This is a genomic window from Thermogutta hypogea (assembly GCF_055386265.1).
In genome coordinates, this window is the sequence record NZ_AP042425.1 from 4,141,869 (window position 1) to 4,159,977 (window position 18,109).

Annotated in this window: 13 protein-coding genes; 10 read left to right on the plus strand and 3 right to left on the minus strand. The window is 65.3% G+C overall.

Annotated elements, in window-relative coordinates; translation table 11 throughout:
- The first annotated feature begins 492 nt into the window (after nucleotides 1-492).
- The 3 genes from pgk to ACZ5B4_RS14905 all read left to right on the plus strand — a co-directional run bounded on the left by pgk (nucleotide 493) and on the right by ACZ5B4_RS14905 (nucleotide 5,230).
- Nucleotides 493-1,878 (plus strand): phosphoglycerate kinase, encoded by a 1,386-nt coding sequence (pgk, locus tag ACZ5B4_RS14895; protein WP_464912022.1) that lies wholly within the window; start codon nucleotides 493-495, stop codon nucleotides 1,876-1,878.
- Between the two features lie 516 nt (nucleotides 1,879-2,394).
- A complete protein-coding gene (locus ACZ5B4_RS14900) occupies nucleotides 2,395-3,270 on the plus strand; it encodes an HDOD domain-containing protein (protein ID WP_464912023.1) in 876 nt (291 codons plus the stop codon).
- A 157-nt stretch (nucleotides 3,271-3,427) separates the two neighbouring features.
- The gene (locus ACZ5B4_RS14905) at nucleotides 3,428-5,230 is read left to right on the plus strand and encodes an ATP-binding protein (protein WP_464912024.1); all 1,803 of its coding nucleotides are present in this window, start codon (nucleotides 3,428-3,430) and stop codon (nucleotides 5,228-5,230) included.
- A 199-nt stretch (nucleotides 5,231-5,429) separates the two neighbouring features.
- Here the strand turns inward: ACZ5B4_RS14905 and ACZ5B4_RS14910 are convergent, their stop codons facing one another.
- Nucleotides 5,430-6,278 carry a hypothetical protein gene (locus ACZ5B4_RS14910; RefSeq protein WP_464912025.1) on the minus strand — a complete coding sequence of 283 codons (849 nt, stop codon included), beginning with the start codon at nucleotides 6,276-6,278 and terminating at the stop codon, nucleotides 5,430-5,432.
- A gap of 510 nt (nucleotides 6,279-6,788) precedes the next feature.
- Between ACZ5B4_RS14910 and ACZ5B4_RS14915 the strand changes: the two genes are divergently transcribed.
- The 4 genes from ACZ5B4_RS14915 to ACZ5B4_RS14930 all read left to right on the plus strand — a co-directional run bounded on the left by ACZ5B4_RS14915 (nucleotide 6,789) and on the right by ACZ5B4_RS14930 (nucleotide 13,360).
- Nucleotides 6,789-9,737 carry a hypothetical protein gene (locus tag ACZ5B4_RS14915; protein ID WP_464912026.1) on the plus strand — a complete coding sequence of 983 codons (2,949 nt, stop codon included), beginning with the start codon at nucleotides 6,789-6,791 and terminating at the stop codon, nucleotides 9,735-9,737.
- Nucleotides 9,734-10,714, plus strand: coding sequence for a PfkB family carbohydrate kinase (locus ACZ5B4_RS14920; protein ID WP_464912027.1), 981 nt, complete (start codon nucleotides 9,734-9,736; stop codon nucleotides 10,712-10,714). Before ACZ5B4_RS14915 ends, ACZ5B4_RS14920 begins: the two co-directional genes overlap by 4 nt.
- Before the next feature lie 117 nt (nucleotides 10,715-10,831).
- The gene (locus ACZ5B4_RS14925; RefSeq protein ID WP_464912028.1) at nucleotides 10,832-12,796 is read left to right on the plus strand and encodes a hypothetical protein; all 1,965 of its coding nucleotides are present in this window, start codon (nucleotides 10,832-10,834) and stop codon (nucleotides 12,794-12,796) included.
- A 63-nt stretch (nucleotides 12,797-12,859) separates the two neighbouring features.
- A complete protein-coding gene (locus ACZ5B4_RS14930) occupies nucleotides 12,860-13,360 on the plus strand; it encodes a TrmH family RNA methyltransferase (RefSeq protein WP_464912029.1) in 501 nt (166 codons plus the stop codon).
- A 265-nt stretch (nucleotides 13,361-13,625) separates the two neighbouring features.
- On the opposite strand, the gene ACZ5B4_RS14935 is transcribed toward ACZ5B4_RS14930, so the two are convergent.
- Together ACZ5B4_RS14935 and ACZ5B4_RS14940 are read right to left on the minus strand one after the other, a co-directional pair.
- Nucleotides 13,626-13,997 carry a hypothetical protein gene (locus ACZ5B4_RS14935; protein ID WP_464912030.1) on the minus strand — a complete coding sequence of 124 codons (372 nt, stop codon included), beginning with the start codon at nucleotides 13,995-13,997 and terminating at the stop codon, nucleotides 13,626-13,628.
- A gap of 155 nt (nucleotides 13,998-14,152) precedes the next feature.
- Nucleotides 14,153-14,518, minus strand: coding sequence for a hypothetical protein (locus ACZ5B4_RS14940; protein ID WP_464912031.1), 366 nt, complete (start codon nucleotides 14,516-14,518; stop codon nucleotides 14,153-14,155).
- A 593-nt stretch (nucleotides 14,519-15,111) separates the two neighbouring features.
- Between ACZ5B4_RS14940 and ACZ5B4_RS14945 the strand changes: the two genes are divergently transcribed.
- From ACZ5B4_RS14945 to ACZ5B4_RS14955, 3 genes are all read left to right on the plus strand, one after another.
- Nucleotides 15,112-15,879: a tetratricopeptide repeat protein gene (locus tag ACZ5B4_RS14945; RefSeq protein WP_464912032.1), complete on the plus strand. Its 768-nt coding sequence runs from the start codon at nucleotides 15,112-15,114 to the stop codon at nucleotides 15,877-15,879.
- A 435-nt stretch (nucleotides 15,880-16,314) separates the two neighbouring features.
- Complete coding sequence (locus tag ACZ5B4_RS14950; RefSeq protein WP_464912033.1) at nucleotides 16,315-16,524, plus strand: Flp family type IVb pilin; 210 nt, start codon at nucleotides 16,315-16,317, stop codon at nucleotides 16,522-16,524.
- A gap of 429 nt (nucleotides 16,525-16,953) precedes the next feature.
- On the plus strand, nucleotides 16,954-17,934 hold the full coding sequence (locus ACZ5B4_RS14955; RefSeq protein WP_464912034.1) for a hypothetical protein: 981 nt from the start codon (nucleotides 16,954-16,956) through the stop codon (nucleotides 17,932-17,934).
- Nucleotides 17,935-18,109: the final 175 nt, after the last annotated feature.

The window sequence follows — 18,109 nt, forward strand, 5'->3', positions numbered from 1 at the left end:
GTAAAGGAAGGTCGCAGTCTTGCCGCCGGAGCACGAAGAGAGAATACCCCGTCGGGAGAGCGGCCGCGGACCGGAAGCCGTGGAAGGCGGCGAGGCGGTCCGGCAAAACACCGATTCCCAGCGCCGTGGGTTCCCTCCAGGTGCGCCGCCTCCGACGAGTCGTCCCCCACCCGCGTAGGGGATACCGCGACCGCCGAGAGAGAACCGTAGTATACCGCGCCTCGTGACCGGCCACAATCGCGGGCAAAACTCGATTTTATCGGGAAGGGCAAGCCCGGCGGATGGATCGACACCGCCTTCGACGGGTACCCCGATACAACCGACGCGGGCGGCCCGTTACACTACCTCTATACGGCCCTTTATACGGCCGGGGAGGGTGCGCCGCAAATCACCACTTCGCAGTGCGGGTGAACTCCGCATCAGGCTTTGGTCTTCGGACTTATCAACGCGGCGACATCAGCAAGTACTCGTTGAACATAGGGAGAAATCGCGATGGCAGTGACCGCCGAACAAATGCAGTCGTGGTTGAACCGCTTGATCGGCCCCGAGAAGCAGAACCTGGGACTGGAGACGTACCTCAAGCGAATCCCCAGGGTCAAGGACCTGACCGATGTGCCGAGCGGCACGGTCGTCCTGGTCCGCGGTGACTTGGACGCTAAGCCGGGGGCCAAGGTCGGCGAGGGCGACATCCGGTTGCGATCCATGAAAGATACGCTGCAAATCGGTCGCGATCGCGGCTGGATCCAGGTCATCTTCGGCCACATCGGGCGCGATCCCCAGCTCAGCCTGGAAAAGGTCGGAAAACGCATCAGCGAGATCATGGGCTGCCCGGTTCAACTCATCTCCGAATGGTTCGACCCCGAGACGGACGGCATTCGCCCGGAGGTCACGGCCGCGCTGGCCGAAGCCAAGCCCGGCGACTTGATCCTTTTGGAGAATACCCGCAAGTACGACATGGAGCGGATTCTGTGGAAGGCCAAGGCGACCGACGTTCCCAAACTGGCCGATCGCTTGGCCAAGATCGCCGGCCAATTCGCCGCCAAGATCGGGAAGGTTTACGTGCACGAGGCCTTTTCGGCCGGCAGCTTGGATACCTCCTCGGTCGTCGTCCCCGCCGCGATGGACAAGGTCGCCTTGGGCGAGTATTCCTACGGCGAATTCTCCGGTCCGTTAACGACCTGCCTCAACGCTCAGCTCGTCATTTCCAGCGGTTTGAAGATCGACAAGCTGGACGACTTGGAAGCGATGATCAGCCGCGGCAAGATTCGCTGGGTGTTCACGGCCGGTTCGTTGGCGGTGGGCCTGATCAAGGCGGCGGCCCGGTTGGAGGGCAAGGACGTCTGCATCGGCGTGGCCGAGGACCCCGCCCATTCCGATAAGCCCTATTACATCCCGCCGGACCGCATCGACCAGGCGCAACGGATTCTCTCCGAAGGCCGGGGCAAGGGAATCCAATTCGTCATGCCGATCGATTTCGTGCTCCAGGACGGCCGCGTTTCCACGACGATCGGGCCGGGCGAACAGCAATTGGACGTCGGCCCCGCCACCTCGGAGCTGTTCGAGCGGAAGATCGGGGAATTCATCGAGTGGACGAAAGGGCTTCAGGAGCCGGCGGTGGCGTTCCACAACGGCGTCTTCGGCAAGTTCGAGGAGCCGCAATTCGAGGAGGGCACACGCCGCTTCGTGCAACAGTTGAAACGCCTCAAGGATGCCGGGGTCCAGGTGTTCGTGGGCGGCGGCGAAGGCGGCAAGGCCCTGGAGAAGTACGGCGATCCGGCGTGGGGCATCTACAACTTCACGGCCGGCGGGACCGTCCTCAACGCCCTGGGCAGCGACCCCGTCCCGTTTCTGGCGGCCCTGGAAATGGCGGTCCGCTGACCGTGCCGCAAAGTCGGGCGAGGCCCCCGCGAAGGGCCGACATCTCGGTTCGCGTCGCCCGCGGGCCACGGTACGAATCCGCCCGGTCGCGATAGTGATGCGTCTCCCGAAGACCGGTTCCCTGGGTTGTTCCGGGGACCGGTCTTTTTGTCTTGATGCCGATTCCCCTTCATCGACTTCGGTTTGCCGCGTCTCGCCCCCCGGACGCATCCGCGCAATCGCTACAAAGCGAACGTCTCGGCGCGGTCCCCTTACGCGGACCGTCGGTCGGCTCCCGTCCCGCGTACCGCCTGCGCACCGAACGCAAGCTATGGTTGCTAGGAAATAGCTCTCGCAGGAGAGAAAACGGGTTGCGAAGCGTACGCAGCCGCGGCCGAGCGCGGCCCTCGATCATGCCGGACTTGGAGGGATGCAGGCCGTGCCCCGTACTGCCCACCGCGCGGAGGCGCTTCGTCGCGTTGCCCTCGGGGGCCGGCGCCTCGGCTTGAAAAACGGTAAGACAGGAACGGAGATTCCATGAGTGTTGTCACGCAAACTTCAGCGACAGCCGGAGAGCCGGCTGTGCGGGCGGCGCGGAAGGTGCACGAAATCTCCACCTTGCCGCAGGTCGCTCTCAACATCATTCGTGTGGCCGACGACCCGAACTCCAGCGCCGCCGACCTCAAGTCCGTCATGGAGGCGGATGCGGCGCTCAGCGCCAGGGTCATTCGCTGCGTCAACTCGTCGGCCTACGGTTTGCGCTCCAAGATCACCAACTTGCAGCAGGCCATCGCCTACCTGGGACTGAAACAGATTCGCAACTTAGCGGTCACCGCCACGGTCTCCGATCTGTTCAAGGCGGGCGACGGCGTGGGGCCGTATCGCCGCATCGATTTGTGGCGGCACTTGGTGGGCGTGGGTCTGTGCGCCCGAATGCTGGCCATGCGACTCCGCATCACCAATTTCGAAGACGTGTTCCTGGCCGGTCTGCTGCACGATATCGGCATCATCCTGATCGATCAGCATTTTCACGCGCAGTTCGTGCAGATCATCGAGTCCTTGCAGGAATCGGCGACGCTGTACGAGACGGAAACGAGCGTCTTGGGCTTTAACCACGTGGAATTCGGGGCGGCGCTGGCCGAGCAATGGTCCTTCCCGGATTCGGCGGCGGCGGCGATCCGTTATCACCATCAATCGGCGGCCTATCGCGGCGAACACATCGCGCTGGTCCGCTGCGTGGAGGTGGCCAATTTGCTCTGCACTCTCAAGGGCATGTCCTCGGTCGGCATGAATCTGCTACGGTTCCATCCGCAGACCGTGACCGCCCTGGGATTGACGGCCACGGACCTGAAGGTCTTGGCCGCGGACTTGGACGACGAAATGTCCGCCCAGTCGGGGCTGTTTCAGATATGAGATTACTGCGCACGCCCGTCCTAACGAGTGCGGCAGCCTTACTCGCCGGGCGGGAAAGCGGGGGCCGGAAAACGGGGCGATGGGAAACCAAAGGCGGTGATTTCGTGATGCGACCGCCGCTCGCGACGTCCCGCCTCACTGCATGAGGCCACGGAATATGGAACTCCGCGCAACCAGCCTGGAGGATTTGGTCAGGGCCGTCGAAGTCCCGGGGCTCACGGTCGGTCGCAACGCGGGCGCGGACCGGCTGATCGAACAAGGGAGCAACACCGTTTGGCTGGTCGTGGATGAACCCTCCGGCGAGCGTGTGAGCGGACCCGGCTGGTCCGATCATTTCACGCCCCGGCAGACGGAGATTTTGGTCGAACAGGCGACGAGCCGGCTGCGCGAACGCCGCGCCTGGGCCTCGCGCGTGCCGGGCTTGAAAGCGACCATGGAAGTGCTGGCCGCCCAACTGGAGGTCGGCAGGTCGGTGATCGTGTCGGCCGCCCGGCCCGCCTCGCCCGATCAACCGCCGCCGGCGGACGACACCGCCATCTTGCTGCAACTGACCACGGCCATGGCCGGTTGCCTGCTGCACTCCGAAAACCTCTTTCAGGAATTGCGAACGCGAGTGGATCACCAGGCGGCCGAGCAGGACATGCTCCGTCTCGCCCGCGGCGAAGTCTTCATCGGCACCGTGACCGAACGCGAAGAACGTATTCGGCAGCAACGCGAACGCGAGCTGTGGGAAAAACTCTGCCGCGAAGCCGAATCCGCCAACCGCGCCAAGACGGAATTCCTCTCCAATATCAGCCACGAATTGCGGACGCCGCTGACGGCCATCCTGGGTTACGCCGACATGCTGGCCGAGGAGGCCGACCCGCACGCACGATCCCAACACCTCGAGGTCATTCGCCGCCAAGGCCGCCATCTGCTCGCGCTGGTCAACGATCTGCTGGAATTATCGGTTCTCGATCGCGGGGATTTGGTGTTGGAAAAGGTGCAATGCCGTCCCTGGCAGGTCGCGGAAGAGGTTTTGGAATGGGTGAAGCCGCAAGCGGATGCGAAAGGGCTGGCGGTCCGCGCGGAATACGCCTTTCCCATGCCCTCGCTGATCAGCACCGACCCGCGACGCCTGCGGCAAATCCTGCTCCACTTGCTCAGCAATGCCGTCAAATTCACGGAACGCGGCGAGGTCGTGTTGCGCGTCCGCTGGGTGAAAGTCGCCGGCGGCCGTTCGCAAATGCAGTTCTCCGTCCGCGACACCGGTCCGGGCATCGACCCGGAAACCTTGGCCGAGTTGTTCGAGCCGTTCCATCAATCGGACGGTACCTCCACGCGGCGGCACGGAGGGTTGGGACTGGGTCTGGCCATTGCCCAGCGTCTGGTTCAGGCTTTGGGCGGAACCCTGGAGGCCGTCGGCCGCCCGGGCGAGGGCAGCACCTTCACAGTCTCCCTCGATGCCGAACTCTTGCCCGGCGCGGACTTGGCGTATGGCTTGCCGGGGGAGGCGACCTTGCCTGCCGAAGCGGCCGCCGTGGAAACGAACGAACCGGCGTCGCACGGCCCCCGCGGCCGCGTCCTGCTGGTCGAGGATTCGCCCGAAAACCGCCGATTGATGGGACGCCTGTTGCAACTGGCGGGCTGGGAACCGGAAACGGCCGAGAACGGCCTCGAGGGGTGGCAGGCGGCGCTGCGATCGCTCAACGAAGGCCGCCCCTTCGACCTCATCTTGATGGACATGCAGATGCCCGTCATGGACGGCTACGAGGCTTGCACGCGGCTCCGCCAGGCCGGCTGGCGCGGGCCGATCATCGCCGTCACCGCACACGCCATGCCGGACGATCGCGAAAAGTGCCTCAAGGCCGGCTGCGACGACTACCTCACCAAGCCGATTCGCCGCGACGTGCTGATCGAAACCGTGCGACAGTACCTGAGTCCGCACCACGCCGTTACGGCTCTAGGCTCCCAACGTTGACGCGGTGCTTCCGCCGCCGGCTGACGCCGGCCTCTCACACAAGCTCTCCACAAAAGCACCACCCACGTATGCCGGCGTCTCGACCAAGTGTCGCTCCATAGCGTCGCCGGCTTGCACCGGCGGTCCGGCATGATGCCGATGCCACGGGGCGGCGTGCACCATTTATCCGTGCACGCCTCGGGGCGAGACCTCGAACTCGTCAAAGGGCACCGTTCAGACCGGCCGGGATCGGGCCTTCTCGCGTCAGCGTCAGACCGTCCGAAGCGCGGATCGTGATCTTGTAGCGCGTCCCCGACTCCATCGCGAGGTACACGGCCTGACCGTGCGCCGCGCGGATGCCGGCGGCCTTGGCCTTTTCCTCATCCCGGGCATAGTCCCAGAATTGCCGCCACAACTCCCGCTCGAAGTCCGTCATCGCACCGCCCGAACGATACACCTCGGGCTGCCGACCCTCTTCGTCCAGCGAGACGCCCTCGGCCGGGCTTTGGCGGTCTCCGAAGATTCGCTGGAACAGACACAGCGAGGCCGCCCGCAGCGGATCCGATTCTTCCACCAATCGATCCTCGAACTTGACCACCAGCGCGTCGACGTAGACCCTGTCGCCCGTCACCTCCAGCAAGCGGGGCTCGCCCACGGGCCGTCCCTGGGGATCGATCTCCACGAAGCGGAGTTTCGCCCGGGGCGGATTCTGATCGTCGCCCGGCTGAAGCTGCAAGCAGTCCAGGTACGCCACGCGGCGATCGACCTTGAGCAGCCGCACCGCCGTTTGGAGCCGTTCGATCTGCTTTTGTTTTTCGGCGACTTCGGTACGCAGGTCCGCCACCTGCTCGGTCAAGACGTTCACCTGTTGCCGGCGCTCCTCCAGTTCGGAAGCGGTTTGGGCCAGCTTTTCCTTGGTTTCGTCCAGCTCCGCCTTCATGGCCTGCTGTGCCCGTTCCCTGGCGAAATACTCCGTGTAGCCGAAATAGGCGACGGCGGCCAAGAGGCCGACGAACGCCAAACCCGCCAGCGTACGGAGCAACGAATTGATCGCCATGAGGAATTTCATCTCGGCATCCTCGAATTCTTGGAGGGCCTGCACGACCCGCTCGCCCCGACTTCCCGGCGCGGCGCCTCGCGCGGCATGTGACGGGCGAGCCGCCGCCCTCCGCGTGGACCGACGGAGAGGCCGTAATCGCGACCTGCCCGCTCCACTCGGATATCGTTCCGTGTTTCATCCAAAGCTTAGCACTCTCCGGACGACGCAGCGGAAAGCGGAAGCCGGCTTCCCAAGCCGTCTGCAAAGTCCTTTCGTCGCGCGCAATCCGCACAGCCCGCCGCTCCGCCGCAGCCTGTTCCATAATTGGGTTGTACTGCATCGGGCGGGGGAGGTAAACTGAAAGCAGATCTGAGAGTCCATTCGTTTTCATCCCCAATCTCTTTCCACCCGCGGTTACGGAACAGAGTTTTCGGCGTGCGGCTTCGGGACGCACCGGCCGCCGAGGAGATGTTGCTCGGCAGGCTGAGGTTGAGCGCGTCGGTGCCCGCGCCTCGGGCAAGCGTGTCCAGGAGAGGTCGGATGACGCGGCCGTTCGACGCCTACCACGTCTGGCTGGGAATCCCGCCCGGGGAACAACCGCCCGACCACTACCGCTTGCTGGGGATTCCGCTCTTTGAACGTGACCCGGACGTGATCGAGCAGGCCGCCGAACGCCAAACGGCGTTCTTGCGGCAGATGGAGACGGGGCCGCACGGCGAAACGGTCCGCCGAATCCTGCGCGAGGTCGCGCAAGCACGGGCGACGCTGTTGAATCCCGCGACGCGGGCGACCTACGACGAAGTGCTGCGTCACCTCAAGGCCGGCCAAGCCTCAACCCCCGCCCCGACTTCCCCGGGCACGCCGCGAAGCATGCCCTCTCCGCTCGAAGGCCGTGCGGACGGCGCGGGCATCGAGCGATGGAGCTTGACGCCGACGGTTGGCGAGACGCGATCCTCGACCAAAACCGTCTCATGGCTCACCCTGCCGTGGCGGACGGTCCTCTATTTCTGGAACCACCCCGGCGCGGCGGCCGGCGTCGCCACGTTGATCTTGATTGCGGCGGGAGCGTACCTGGTCTTGGACTCCCTACCGCAGCGGCCGGCCCAATTGGGAGATGCCTCGCGGGACGAGCGCCCTGCCGCCGACGATTTTGCCCGGCAGGATGTGCCGGTACCCAGCGCGGGCGTCATCCCCAGTTGGTCCGAGCCGAGCGAGTCGGGCGCGGGCAACATGCCGGTCGATCCGCGGGGGACCGCAAACCCGCCGAGTGCCGCAGGGACACCGGCGACCGGCTCACCTTCGTCCGCCCCGCCTTCGCCAGCCGCTGCTCCCCCCGCGAGCCTTCCGGGCGCACCGGGGGGGACGCCTCCTCTGACAAGCCCCGGCGTCAGTCCCAGCCCGGATGCCGCTCCCCAGGCCGCCGCAGAGTTGCTCCCCGGTATGTTGGGACGGATCAGCGTGGGGGGCGAAGACTTGGGCGTCGTGCTGCGGTATACGCCGGGAGATGTCTTCGGCCAAGCTGAGATCGACCGACTCCTCGCCCGTTACGGTCTGGAAAAGGCCGAGCTGGAAGTTCGCCTCGAAGGCATCCTCCGCATCGGTGGAAAGGATCTTCCCGCGTTCGTCGGGGTGCAACTGGCCGCCACGTCCCCGCTTTTCGCCACCGGCGGCATGCAACTCTCGTTCGACGGCAGTCCGTTGCCACTTCGCATTTTCCGCGACGGAGATCCGCCTAGTGCCGTGTTGGGTGTAAAGCCGGGAGATCACCGCATCGTTTGGACGCTGAAAGGCTCCGATCTGGGTGCGGAAAACCGTCTTACTTGCCTGCCGAACTCCGGCAGGGCCCAGCCGGAGATCGCGGTCGGCTATGATGCGGAACTGCTGCGGGTCTGCAACAGCCTACCGACTTTGGGCCGGCACGGTCTAAACGGTGAACTGACCGAGCTTTCGCCCGAGGAGTTGGCGGGAGCGGCCGGTCCTGAACCGCCGCCCTCGCAAGCACCGGTAGTCGCTGCGGACGCCCGCCGTCCGGTCCCCACCTACGCCGATCAAGCCCAGGCCCAAAACGTTTTCCAGCAAAGGTATCGCAAGGAGTTGGCGGACGCCCAACGTCCGGAAACGCGGTCCCTGCTGGCCCGAACCCTCATGAATGAGGCCGATCAAGAGGGCGACGCCTCGCTCCGCTACGTCTTGCGGACGGAGGCGCGGAACCTGGCCGTCAGTGCCGGGAACCCCTTCCTGGCGGTTCAAATCGGCGAGAGCATCGCGGCCGAATTCCAACGCGATGTCTGGGATGTCCACGTCGAGACGCTGGGAGAGGTCCGCAAGAGCAAGCTCGCAATCGCGAGGGAACCGGCCCTGACCGTGCTGCAAAGCCTGGTGCGATCGGCAATTCGCGAGGACCGCTACGAGGCCGCCCGAGCGCTGGCCGAGATCGGGGAGGGCATGGCGCAAGAGGCGCGGGATCCGGTCCTCCGCGACGCCTTCAAACAGGCGAGCGAGCGAGCTCAAGCGCTGGCCGCGGCCTATCGGGCGATCCAAGAGGCGCTGGCCGCGGTGCAAAGCAACGGCGACGATCCGGCCGCCAACGAGACCGTCGGGCGGTTCTACGCCCTGGTCAAGCAGGATTGGAAGACCGGCCTGCCCTATCTGGCCAAGGCCGAACACGCCGTCTTGCGCTCCGCCGCGCGGAACGACCTGGCGACGCCGACCTCCCCCACGGCGCAACTGCGCGTGGCCGATGATTGGTGGGCCTTTGCCGAGTCGCTGGAGGAGGCTGACAAGGCGGCCGTCCGTCGCCGGGCCGGCTACTGGTATCTCAAAACTGAGAGGTTTCATTCCGGAGACCAACTGGCGCGCGTACGCCAACGTTTGGCGGAAAGCGGACGCATGGTCAATCTGATTGCCGCCGCGACCGCGCGGAAAGCCGCGTTTTTTGGAACGTGGCAAGCGGCTAAGGGAGTGCTCGTCTCCTCCCCCGAGCCTCTCCCCTGGATCGCCTTTCAGGTCTTGCCCGCGGAGGAATACGACATCGTCCTGGAACTTCAACCGCTGCCGCGGCCGGCGCCGCCGCGGCTTCGGGGGCAGTCGAACCCGCCGCCGGCGGCCGGGCAAGGGGCGTTCATGATCGGGCTGCCGCTCGGCCGTTCCTCCGCCGTGGCCGTCCTGGATTGGTTCCAAGCCACCACCAATACGACCTACGCCTTCCTGGCCAACTACGACGGCAAAGGCCCGGACCCCGCCAACCCCACCCTCCAACCCGTCCAGGTATTTCGCGCGTCTCGCCCCAACTCCGTCGTCTGCCAAGTGCGGCTGGAGGCGATCACGGTCGCGGCCAACGGCGTGCCCGTCATTGAATACCGGGGCGATTTGTCTCGCCTCTCGCTGCCGCGGGAATTCGGCATCGGCAGCCCGCGACGCATCTTTTTCGCCACGGTCCTCACGCCGTTCCAGGTGACGCAGGCCGAACTCCGGGACGTGAGCGAATGAACGGCGGCAGCTCTTCGTCCCGCGCGACGCAAGAATGGCCGGCAGAGGAGGGCGATCGGGCCGCCTTCGACGTGTTGGCCCTCGGCAGCCTGGCCGTCGATGACGTGCTCTATCTGGAACATTTCCCCGAGCCGGACGATAAGATCACCGTGACTTGTCGGGTGCGGCGATGCGGGGGCCTGGCGGGGACGGCCCTCTTGGCGGCCGCGCGCTTCGGCGCCCGCTGCGCCTACGCCGGGTGGTTCGGCGACGACGAGCTGTGTCGTTTCATTGGCGAACGTCTGAGGGCGGAGGGCATCGACTTGCGCTACGCCACGGCCTGGCCGGGCGGCGGCGTGGTCCATTCCACCGTGCTGGTCGATCTCGTCCGGCATTCCCGAACCGTGCTGGCGTATCGCACGGGAGAGCCGGGGCCGGCCGACGACGCGCCTCCGTCGGCCGTCATCCGGAGGAGCAAGGTGCTGCTGATCGACCATCACGGGTTGCCCGGCACGCTCCGCGCGGTGCGAACAGCGGCGGAAGCCGGCGTACCCGTCATAGCCGATTTCGAGCGTGATTCCGGGCCGCTGCTGGCCGAGATCCTCCCCCTCGTCGATCACTTGGTGGTAGGCTTGCGGTTCGCCCGACGCTGGTTTCGGGACCCCGGCCTCGATTCCGCCGAAGCCGTTCGGCGTTTCTGGAATGAACGGCGGCAAGCCGTCGTCGTCACCCACGGCGAGCACGGCTGCGATTATCGGGGCGGCGAGGACGAAGCGGTACGGCATCAACCGGCCTTTCCCACGACGGTGCGCGATACCACCGGCTGCGGCGACGTTTTTCACGGGGTCTATGCAGCGCTCTTGGCGAGGGGGACCGCGCTCGCGGAACGGATCCGACTCGCGGCCGCGGCGGCCGCCCTGCGGGCCGCGGGCGAGGTCGAGCACCCCGACGGCATTCCCGACGAGCGGGCCGTCACAGAATTCGCGGCCATGCGGTAAGCCGGTCGCCGATCCCGCACGGTCCGGGCCGCTTCGGCTTATCGACACGGCATATCGGCCTATTTATATTGGGAGCGAACGTCCTGCCTGGAAGTGTCACAACTTGGGAGAGCGACCATGCCTCAGCCTTGTTCCGTTCTTCAGGGGAATCGCGCCGCACGTCTCCGACGATTCGTGATCGCGGCAGCGGTCGCGGCACTTGGGACGGTGACCGATCGGCCGGACGGCGCCGCGCCGGCAGGCCTCTGTTCGGCTCAGGAGTTTCTCGGCCCGACCGAGATCGTTCCCTCTCCCGACGGCGGCACGCTGTACGTTCTGTGCCGCGACGCGGCCAAGATCGCCGTGGTGGACCGCGCCCAAGGCACGGTGGCCCGCTGGATTCCGGTACCGGCGGAGCCCTCGGGGCTGATCATCAGCCGCGACGGAAGCAAGCTCTACGTGACGGCCGGAATCACCGACGGCGTGGCGGTCATCCTCGATGCCGCCTCCGGCAACCGCACGGCCGAAATCGCGCTGGGGCATTTCCCCTGCGGCCCCAGCCTATCGCCGGATGAAACCAAGCTGTACGTCTGCCATCGTTTTCTCAACCGTGTGGCGGTCGTGGACCTCGCCTCGGGAAAGATCACCGGGACCGCGGCCGTCATCCGCGAGCCCATCGCCACGGCCGTCACGCCGGACGGCAAGACGGTCTTCGTCGCCAACTATCTGCCGCTGGATCGGGCCGATGAATTCGACGTCGCGGCGGAAATCTCGTGGTTCGACGCCGAGACGCTGGAGGGCGGCCGCATTCGCTTGAACAACGGCACCACGGACCTGCACGATCTGAAGATCACGCCGGACGGCAAACACTTGGCGGCGGTCCACATCCTGGCCCGCTATCAGATGCCGACCACCCAATTGGAACGCGGTTGGATGAACACCAACGCCCTGTCCATCGTGGACGTGGAGAATCGCGCCTTGGTCAATACGGTGCTGCTGGACGACATCGACCTGGGGGCGGCCCTGCCGTGGCGGGTGGTTTTGCCGGGCGACGGCCGCGTGTACGTCTCCCACGCCTCCAGCGATGAAGTCACCATGGTGGAATGGCAGCCGCTTTTGGACAAGCTGGCGGGGCTGCCCAAGGAACCGCCCGCCGGCGTCAGTTACGACGGCTCGCAGACCTCGTTGACCGCCGGCGACGTGCCCAACGACCTCTCCTTTCTGGTCGGCATCAAGCAGCGCTTTCCGATCTACGGCACCGGTCCCTACGACTACCTGGAGCGGCCCATCGACGACGTTCCCAAGGGACCGCGGGGATTGTGCGTGGTGGACGGCAAGATCTACACGGCGGTCTATTTCGGCAACATGCTGGCGGTGATCGATCCGGCGGCCTCGAAGTACCGCCGCATCGCGTATCTCCACCTGGGCCCCAAGCCCGAACTGACCTTGGAGCGCCGCGGGGAAATGTTCTTCTACGACGCCGCGCTGTGCTTCCAGCACTGGCAAAGCTGTGCCTCCTGTCATCCCGATGGGCGCGTGGACGGATTAAATTGGGACCTGTTGAACGACGGCATCGGCACGCCGAAGAACAACAAGAGCATGCTGTTCGCCCATCAAACGCCGCCGTCGATGTGGGAAGGCGTCCGTCCCGACGCCGAGGCGGCCGTGCGATCCGGCATCCGGCACATCCAGTTCGCGGTCCGGCCCGACGAGGACGCCGCGGCCATCGACGCCTATCTCAAGTCGCTCCGGCCGATCCCCAGTCCCTATTTGGTGAACGGGAAATTGAGCGAGGCGGCGGAGCGGGGACGCGAGCTGTTTTTCTCTTCCCGGCTGAATTGCGCTCACTGCCACCCCGAGCCGCTGTACACCGATCTCCGCAAGCACGACGTGAATTCTAAGGGCAAATACGACCGCGTCTCGGAGTTCGACACGCCGTCGCTGATCGAGGTCTGGCGGACCGCGCCCTACATGCACGACGGCCACTATCTGACGCTGGAAGAGGTCTTTCGCGAAGGTCGGCACGGCGACGTGGCGGGCGAAGTCGATAAGTTGACCGACCAGGAACTGCACGATCTGTGCGAATTCCTCCGCTCGCTGTAAGTCGGATGCGCACTCGGCCGAGCCGTCCGGCCCGCACAGACGCAGGGAGGGAATCCGCCATCGATGAGCGAGTTTGTGCAAGAGCGGCATCGCGCGGCATTTCCGCTGGAGCGCCCGCGGGAATTGATCCTCGCCTGCCCGCCCATGAAGAGCAACGTCAACCTGTCGCGCATCGTTCGGACGGCGGGTTGTTGCGGGCTGCGGCGGCTGATCTGCTGCGGCAACGCCCGGATCCTGCCCGAGATCGCCCGCGATACCGGCCCCGAGTTGGCGATCGAGTTCCATCGCACGCTCCCGCCGGTGCTCAAGCGGTTCAAGGCGGAAGGTTATCCGCTGATCGGATTGGAGCAGACGTCCGATTCGCGGTGCATCTACGAGTTCGCTTTTCCGCGGCGGTGCGTTCTGGTGATCGGCCACGAACGCCTCGGCATCGAAGAAGAGATTCTGCGATTGCTCGACGCGGTAGTGGAGATTCCCGTCTACGGGCTGCCGCACGCACACAACGTAGCCACGGCGACGGCCATGGCCCTGTATGAATATTGCCGGCAATACCCCGCGGGGTGAGGCTCGCCGGCGGCTCGGATGTGCGATCAAAAAAACACCGCCGACACACGCCGGCGGCTCATACTTTTAATTGAGAAACTGTGCTGAGAGGCCGCATCACCGGATTCGCCGGCGGGTCGGGCAGCGGATGCAGGTCGAAGACGCGATCCGCAATGCGTCGGTGTGACCAGCATCCGTGTGAACAGCGCCGTGCGCAACGCCTGAGCGAGAGCCGCGGGCGGCAGCCCGAGACGGACGATCGCATCGCATGCGCCGGTGTCCGCCCTCACCAGGGGCCGCGGACGTAGTTGTAGCCGAATTGGTCGGTGTCGGTGGGCCAAGACGGCGCACCGCGGAAGATGGGGCGTCCGCCTTGGGCCGGGCCGGGCCAATTGCGGCTGAACTGGTGGTCGATGGTATTGACCCGCGTATTGCCCACTCCCCAGCCCCAGTGCGTTTGGAACTCGGCGGTGGGCGGCACGACGACCGCAATCGGCGCTCCCCACGCGGCGTTGGCGTAACCCATGTGCCACGGGGCACCGGCGGCGCGGCGCTGTGCCCGGGCGCCGAAGAACGTGTTCTCTCCTGCCCAAGCCGCCGTCGCGCTCAGGCTCAAGACGACCATCGCCAACAACGTAATACCGGCTTTTGCTTTCATTCGGACGATCCTTTTGCTTTCAGCGGGATTCCTTGTGCCGTCTTCGCGGAGCGCCTTCGCTCCGCCGCTCCGCGCGGCTTTGCAACAGCGGTCGATCTTCCGCGTCCCATCACGACGGAACCGCGATCAGAAAAACGACCGATCGGGCGATCGCATCAATACCAACCCACGACGGTCCGCGTCCAACCGCCCTGCGGGTTCTGCCGCCAATACACCTTCATGTGCTTGTGCAAGAACTCGTGCGGGTAAAGCGGCTGGTACGTCACCCAGGTATGACCGACGTACGGCGGCGAGGGGACCGGCGCAACGTACAAGGGGGCCGAAAGATTGCCCGGCGCCATGGGCGCCCAATAGCTGGGGAACAAATCGCCTACGCGGTGATTGTCCGCGGCGGCGGCGCGAATGCCGCCGGGCGGGCAGTTCGGGCAAGGGGCTTGCGCCGCGGCGAGACCCGTCCAGCCCGCCGTGACCAGCAGAAGGGCCGACACGCCGACCGCAATCCGAACATGTGACAGCCGCATCGATCGAATCCTTTCTTGAAATCCCTGAGTCTCCTACGTTGTGCCGCAGCGCGAACCGGGCACCCCTCCACGCGACGTTCGCCTCCCCGGACAAGACCCCGGAACGAAAGCGGGCGGGACGGACCTCCCTGCCGCCTCGCCGCGAATCGAGGTGATGCGGGGCAATCGCTCGATCGGCGTGGAGCTTTCCATTTTGTTGATTCGGCTGGAATCGGCGGCGCGGGTGAATCTTTGTGAACGGGAAAACCCGCGTTTCATCGAGAAAAAAGGCCCATTTCCGCGGAAAGGCGGGCAGCGGCTCCGGACACTCACCCCAGCCCGCAAAGTTTATCGGCGGTCTTCGAGAGGTGGGCGTCGCGGCGCGACTTCGGGGGGCTCCCGCGCGGGTGACATTTCCCGTTTCGCTCAAGCAATTCGCCCTTGCTCCGGGGAGCGGCATTCGGTACGCTTCCGCCCTCTGGTGGTGGTCGCGAATCGCGGCCCCGATGGGATGATTCGCCCGCCCGCGACGGCGGCACGCGCCGGAGTCGGGGTGCGGGGCGCGGTTTCGGCCGGATGGTCCGTCTTGGTACGAACCCCCGGGGAGCATGGCGGTGGCCGGATATGATCTGAGATCGAGCCGAAATGCCCGCGGCGCGGCGGTCGGCCGAGCCGTTTGCGTCTGGGCCGTTTGCGCTGCGATCGCCGCGTGCCTGTCCGGTTGCGCCGGGATCAGTGCGTCCTCGCTCAACGCCCAGGGGGTGCGGCTCTACCAGCAGTCCCGTTATCAAGAGGCCCTGCAACAGTTCGGCCAAGCCCTAATTTACGATCCCAACGACGCCGATGCGTACTACAACATCGCGGCGGTCTATCACCGTATGGGCGAGATTTATCACCGCCCGGAAGAATTCCCCAAAGCCGAACAATACTACCGCTTGTGCCTGAGCAAGTCGCCGGACCATACGGCGGGCCATCGCGGGTTGGCCGTGCTTTTGGTCCGTGAGGGGAGATCGGGCGAGGCCTTCCAACTGCTGCAAGACTGGATGCTGCGGCGACCCGACCTCGCCGAGCCGCGCATCGAATTGGCGCGTTTGTACGAGGAATCGGGCGACCTGGCCTCGGCCCGGCGCTACCTTACCGAGGCCCTGGCGGTCGAACCGCGCAACGTCCGCGCCATGAACGCCCTGGGCCACCTCCGTGAACTCTCGGGCGAACGGGAGCTGGCGCTGATCAGCTATCAACAGTCGCTGCAATTCAATCCGCGCCAACCGGAGCTGGCGGCGCGGGCGGCGACCCTGGAATCGCAAGTCCGCCTGGCGCAAACCTCGCCGCCACGCGGAAGGCTCCCCGCCGCCGACGCCGATCGTTCCCTCCTCCGCTGATCGGGCTGCCGTCAAAAGCGGACCTCATGCCGCTCGGCGACGTGCGTCGAGCCGCAATGGGGCCGCCCCGGTTCGCCGCATTTGACTCGTGCCCCCTATGACCTAGAGTTTGGATGAGGGACTCTCTCTCAAACAGCCGGAGAGGGTTCCGCAATCGGCGTCGTGCGCGCAACGCGCGGCTAATCCCAACGACGCCCCAAGGCTGAGAAAAGGTTTTGATGCTGTTGGAACGGCGTCCCGGCGGACGCGCTCCGGCCGGGTCGCGGAAGCGTTGCACTTTCAACGATATTCGCTCCGATTGTTTTCCGACGTCGCGGGCGGACCGCCCGAGACGATGTTGCGAGGCGAGACGCGATCGCCGCTTGCCGTGATCGGCTGACGCCGCGGCGGACGGCGGGCGAGGGCGTCCTTCCTCGCCGAACAGGAATTCGCACCATGTCTTTGTCAGCGTTCCCCGCAGGCTTTCTGGTATCGGCACGCAAACTCACCCTTGAAGAAGACGCCGCCACGACGGTCGAGTACGCCGTCATGCTGGGCTTGATCCTGCTCACGGCCCTGGGTGCGATCGGGACCTTCGGCAGCGAAACGGGCGGCCTGTGGTCCGGGATCTTGGGCCGGCTGCAAGCGGTGGGCTTCCTGCCGTAGCACCCGCTCCCCTTTTCACGGCGAATTGCCAACGTTTTTTCACGGCGAATTGCGTGCATTCGTCCGGCGACGGGCCGGGGCGAGGATGCCGTCGTTAGGCGTTCTGCGGGCGACTCCCCCCGCTGGGAAGCATCCGCATCAATTCGTCGTGCCGCCTTCTTGACAGGCCCTGAGACCAGGCCTATCATACTTTACGAAAACAGGGCAAGCCTTTCTGATTGGCGAAGCTTTACGCCGTCTTGAATGTCGACCGAGGAAGCGATGGGGCATGGGTCCCGCAAGTCGCCCCGCCGCTTTCGGCTCGGTCAATTGCGTTCTTCCCACGAACGCAATCTGAATTGGGGGGGATCGGTTCCGTGGTGGGTGACGTTTTCGGCCCGGAAAACGTCGCCGGGTTTTCGTGGAATTCCTTAGAAGGAGGAGGATGTCATGACCCAGCGTAGCGTGTTACTTTGGGCGGCCGCGGCCTGGCTGCTGCTGCCGTTTGCCGGCGCTTCGGCGCAGGATGCCTGCGCCCCCGCATGCGTCCCGGCGTGTGCCCCAGCCTGCAAACCGGTCGTGCCTTGCGTCCAAAAGACGGTTTGGACACGGCAAGTCTGCACCGAAATGCGGACCGTGCGTTGCGTACAATACGTGCCGCAGGAAAAGGAGTACACGGTCCACGTGGTGAAGCTGGTCCCTGAGACGACCACGGTGGAAAAGGAATGCATCGAGTGGACCACGGAAACCCGCACCAGAGAAGTTCGCTACACGGTTTGCAAGCCGGTGTGGGAGACGGTCACGCGGGAATACACCGTGATGGTGCCGAAATGCGAGAAGGTGCAAGGCACCCGCAAAGTCTGCAAGATGGTCCCCGTCAAAGAGACGCGGAAGATCTGCGTCGATGAAGGCGGCTGGGAGGAACGTCCGTGCACGCCGGGATGCACGGTGCGCGGTCATCATCACCGCCGCGTGGTGACGGCTTGCTGCCCGCCCACGCCCGACGCCTGCGCCCCGCCGGCGGCCACCTGCAAGGTTTGGGTTTCCAAGCCGGTGATCAAGGAGGTGGAGGTCACCTGCCTGCGTCCGCAATGGGTAGAGGAGCCTTGCGAGTACACCCGCGTGACGTATGTTCCCGAAAAGCGGACCTGCCAGGTCAAGGTTTGCCGCTGGGAAAAGCAGGAGTGCGTCAAGCAGTGCCAGTATACGGTCTGCGTGCCGAAGAAGGTGGTACGGCCGGTTCAAGTCACTGTTTGCAAGCGGGTGGTCGAGCCGTGCGTGAAGAAGTGCACGGTGATGGTCCCCTGCGTGGTGGAAAAGCAGGTTCCGGTCACCGTCGTCAAGCGGGTTCCGGTGACGGTCACGGTACCCGTTCGCAAGCACCATCTGCCTCACCGAGCCGCCCGCGTTGACGTCTGCTGCGATTCGTGAGGTTCCGGCGGTCCGCCGCCGCGCGGCATCGTTCGGATCGTAGCGTAGCGGTCGGGTGTTCGGCGTACTCGCAATCATGGTCGGCCCGCCTTGAGGGATACCCTCAGGGCGGGCTTTTTTCACGCCGGCGTGCAATCACTCCCCCATATTCCAACGTGGATTCGGCGCTGCGGCG

Excerpts from the sequence above, each read along its gene's own strand:
- ACZ5B4_RS14930 (WP_464912029.1), top strand. The coding sequence starts at position 12,860 with ATGAGCGAGTTTGTGCAAGAGCGGCATCGCGCGGCATTTCCGCTGGAG.
- ACZ5B4_RS14935 (WP_464912030.1), bottom strand. The coding sequence starts at position 13,997 with ATGAAAGCAAAAGCCGGTATTACGTTGTTGGCGATGGTCGTCTTGAGC.
- ACZ5B4_RS14900 (WP_464912023.1), top strand. The coding sequence starts at position 2,395 with ATGAGTGTTGTCACGCAAACTTCAGCGACAGCCGGAGAGCCGGCTGTG.
- pgk (WP_464912022.1), top strand. The coding sequence starts at position 493 with ATGGCAGTGACCGCCGAACAAATGCAGTCGTGGTTGAACCGCTTGATC.
- ACZ5B4_RS14915 (WP_464912026.1), top strand. The coding sequence starts at position 6,789 with ATGACGCGGCCGTTCGACGCCTACCACGTCTGGCTGGGAATCCCGCCC.
- ACZ5B4_RS14955 (WP_464912034.1), top strand. The coding sequence starts at position 16,954 with ATGACCCAGCGTAGCGTGTTACTTTGGGCGGCCGCGGCCTGGCTGCTG.
- ACZ5B4_RS14910 (WP_464912025.1), bottom strand. The coding sequence starts at position 6,278 with ATGAAATTCCTCATGGCGATCAATTCGTTGCTCCGTACGCTGGCGGGT.
- ACZ5B4_RS14925 (WP_464912028.1), top strand. The coding sequence starts at position 10,832 with ATGCCTCAGCCTTGTTCCGTTCTTCAGGGGAATCGCGCCGCACGTCTC.
- ACZ5B4_RS14920 (WP_464912027.1), top strand. The coding sequence starts at position 9,734 with ATGAACGGCGGCAGCTCTTCGTCCCGCGCGACGCAAGAATGGCCGGCA.
- ACZ5B4_RS14905 (WP_464912024.1), top strand. The coding sequence starts at position 3,428 with ATGGAACTCCGCGCAACCAGCCTGGAGGATTTGGTCAGGGCCGTCGAA.
- ACZ5B4_RS14950 (WP_464912033.1), top strand. The coding sequence starts at position 16,315 with ATGTCTTTGTCAGCGTTCCCCGCAGGCTTTCTGGTATCGGCACGCAAA.
- ACZ5B4_RS14940 (WP_464912031.1), bottom strand. The coding sequence starts at position 14,518 with ATGCGGCTGTCACATGTTCGGATTGCGGTCGGCGTGTCGGCCCTTCTG.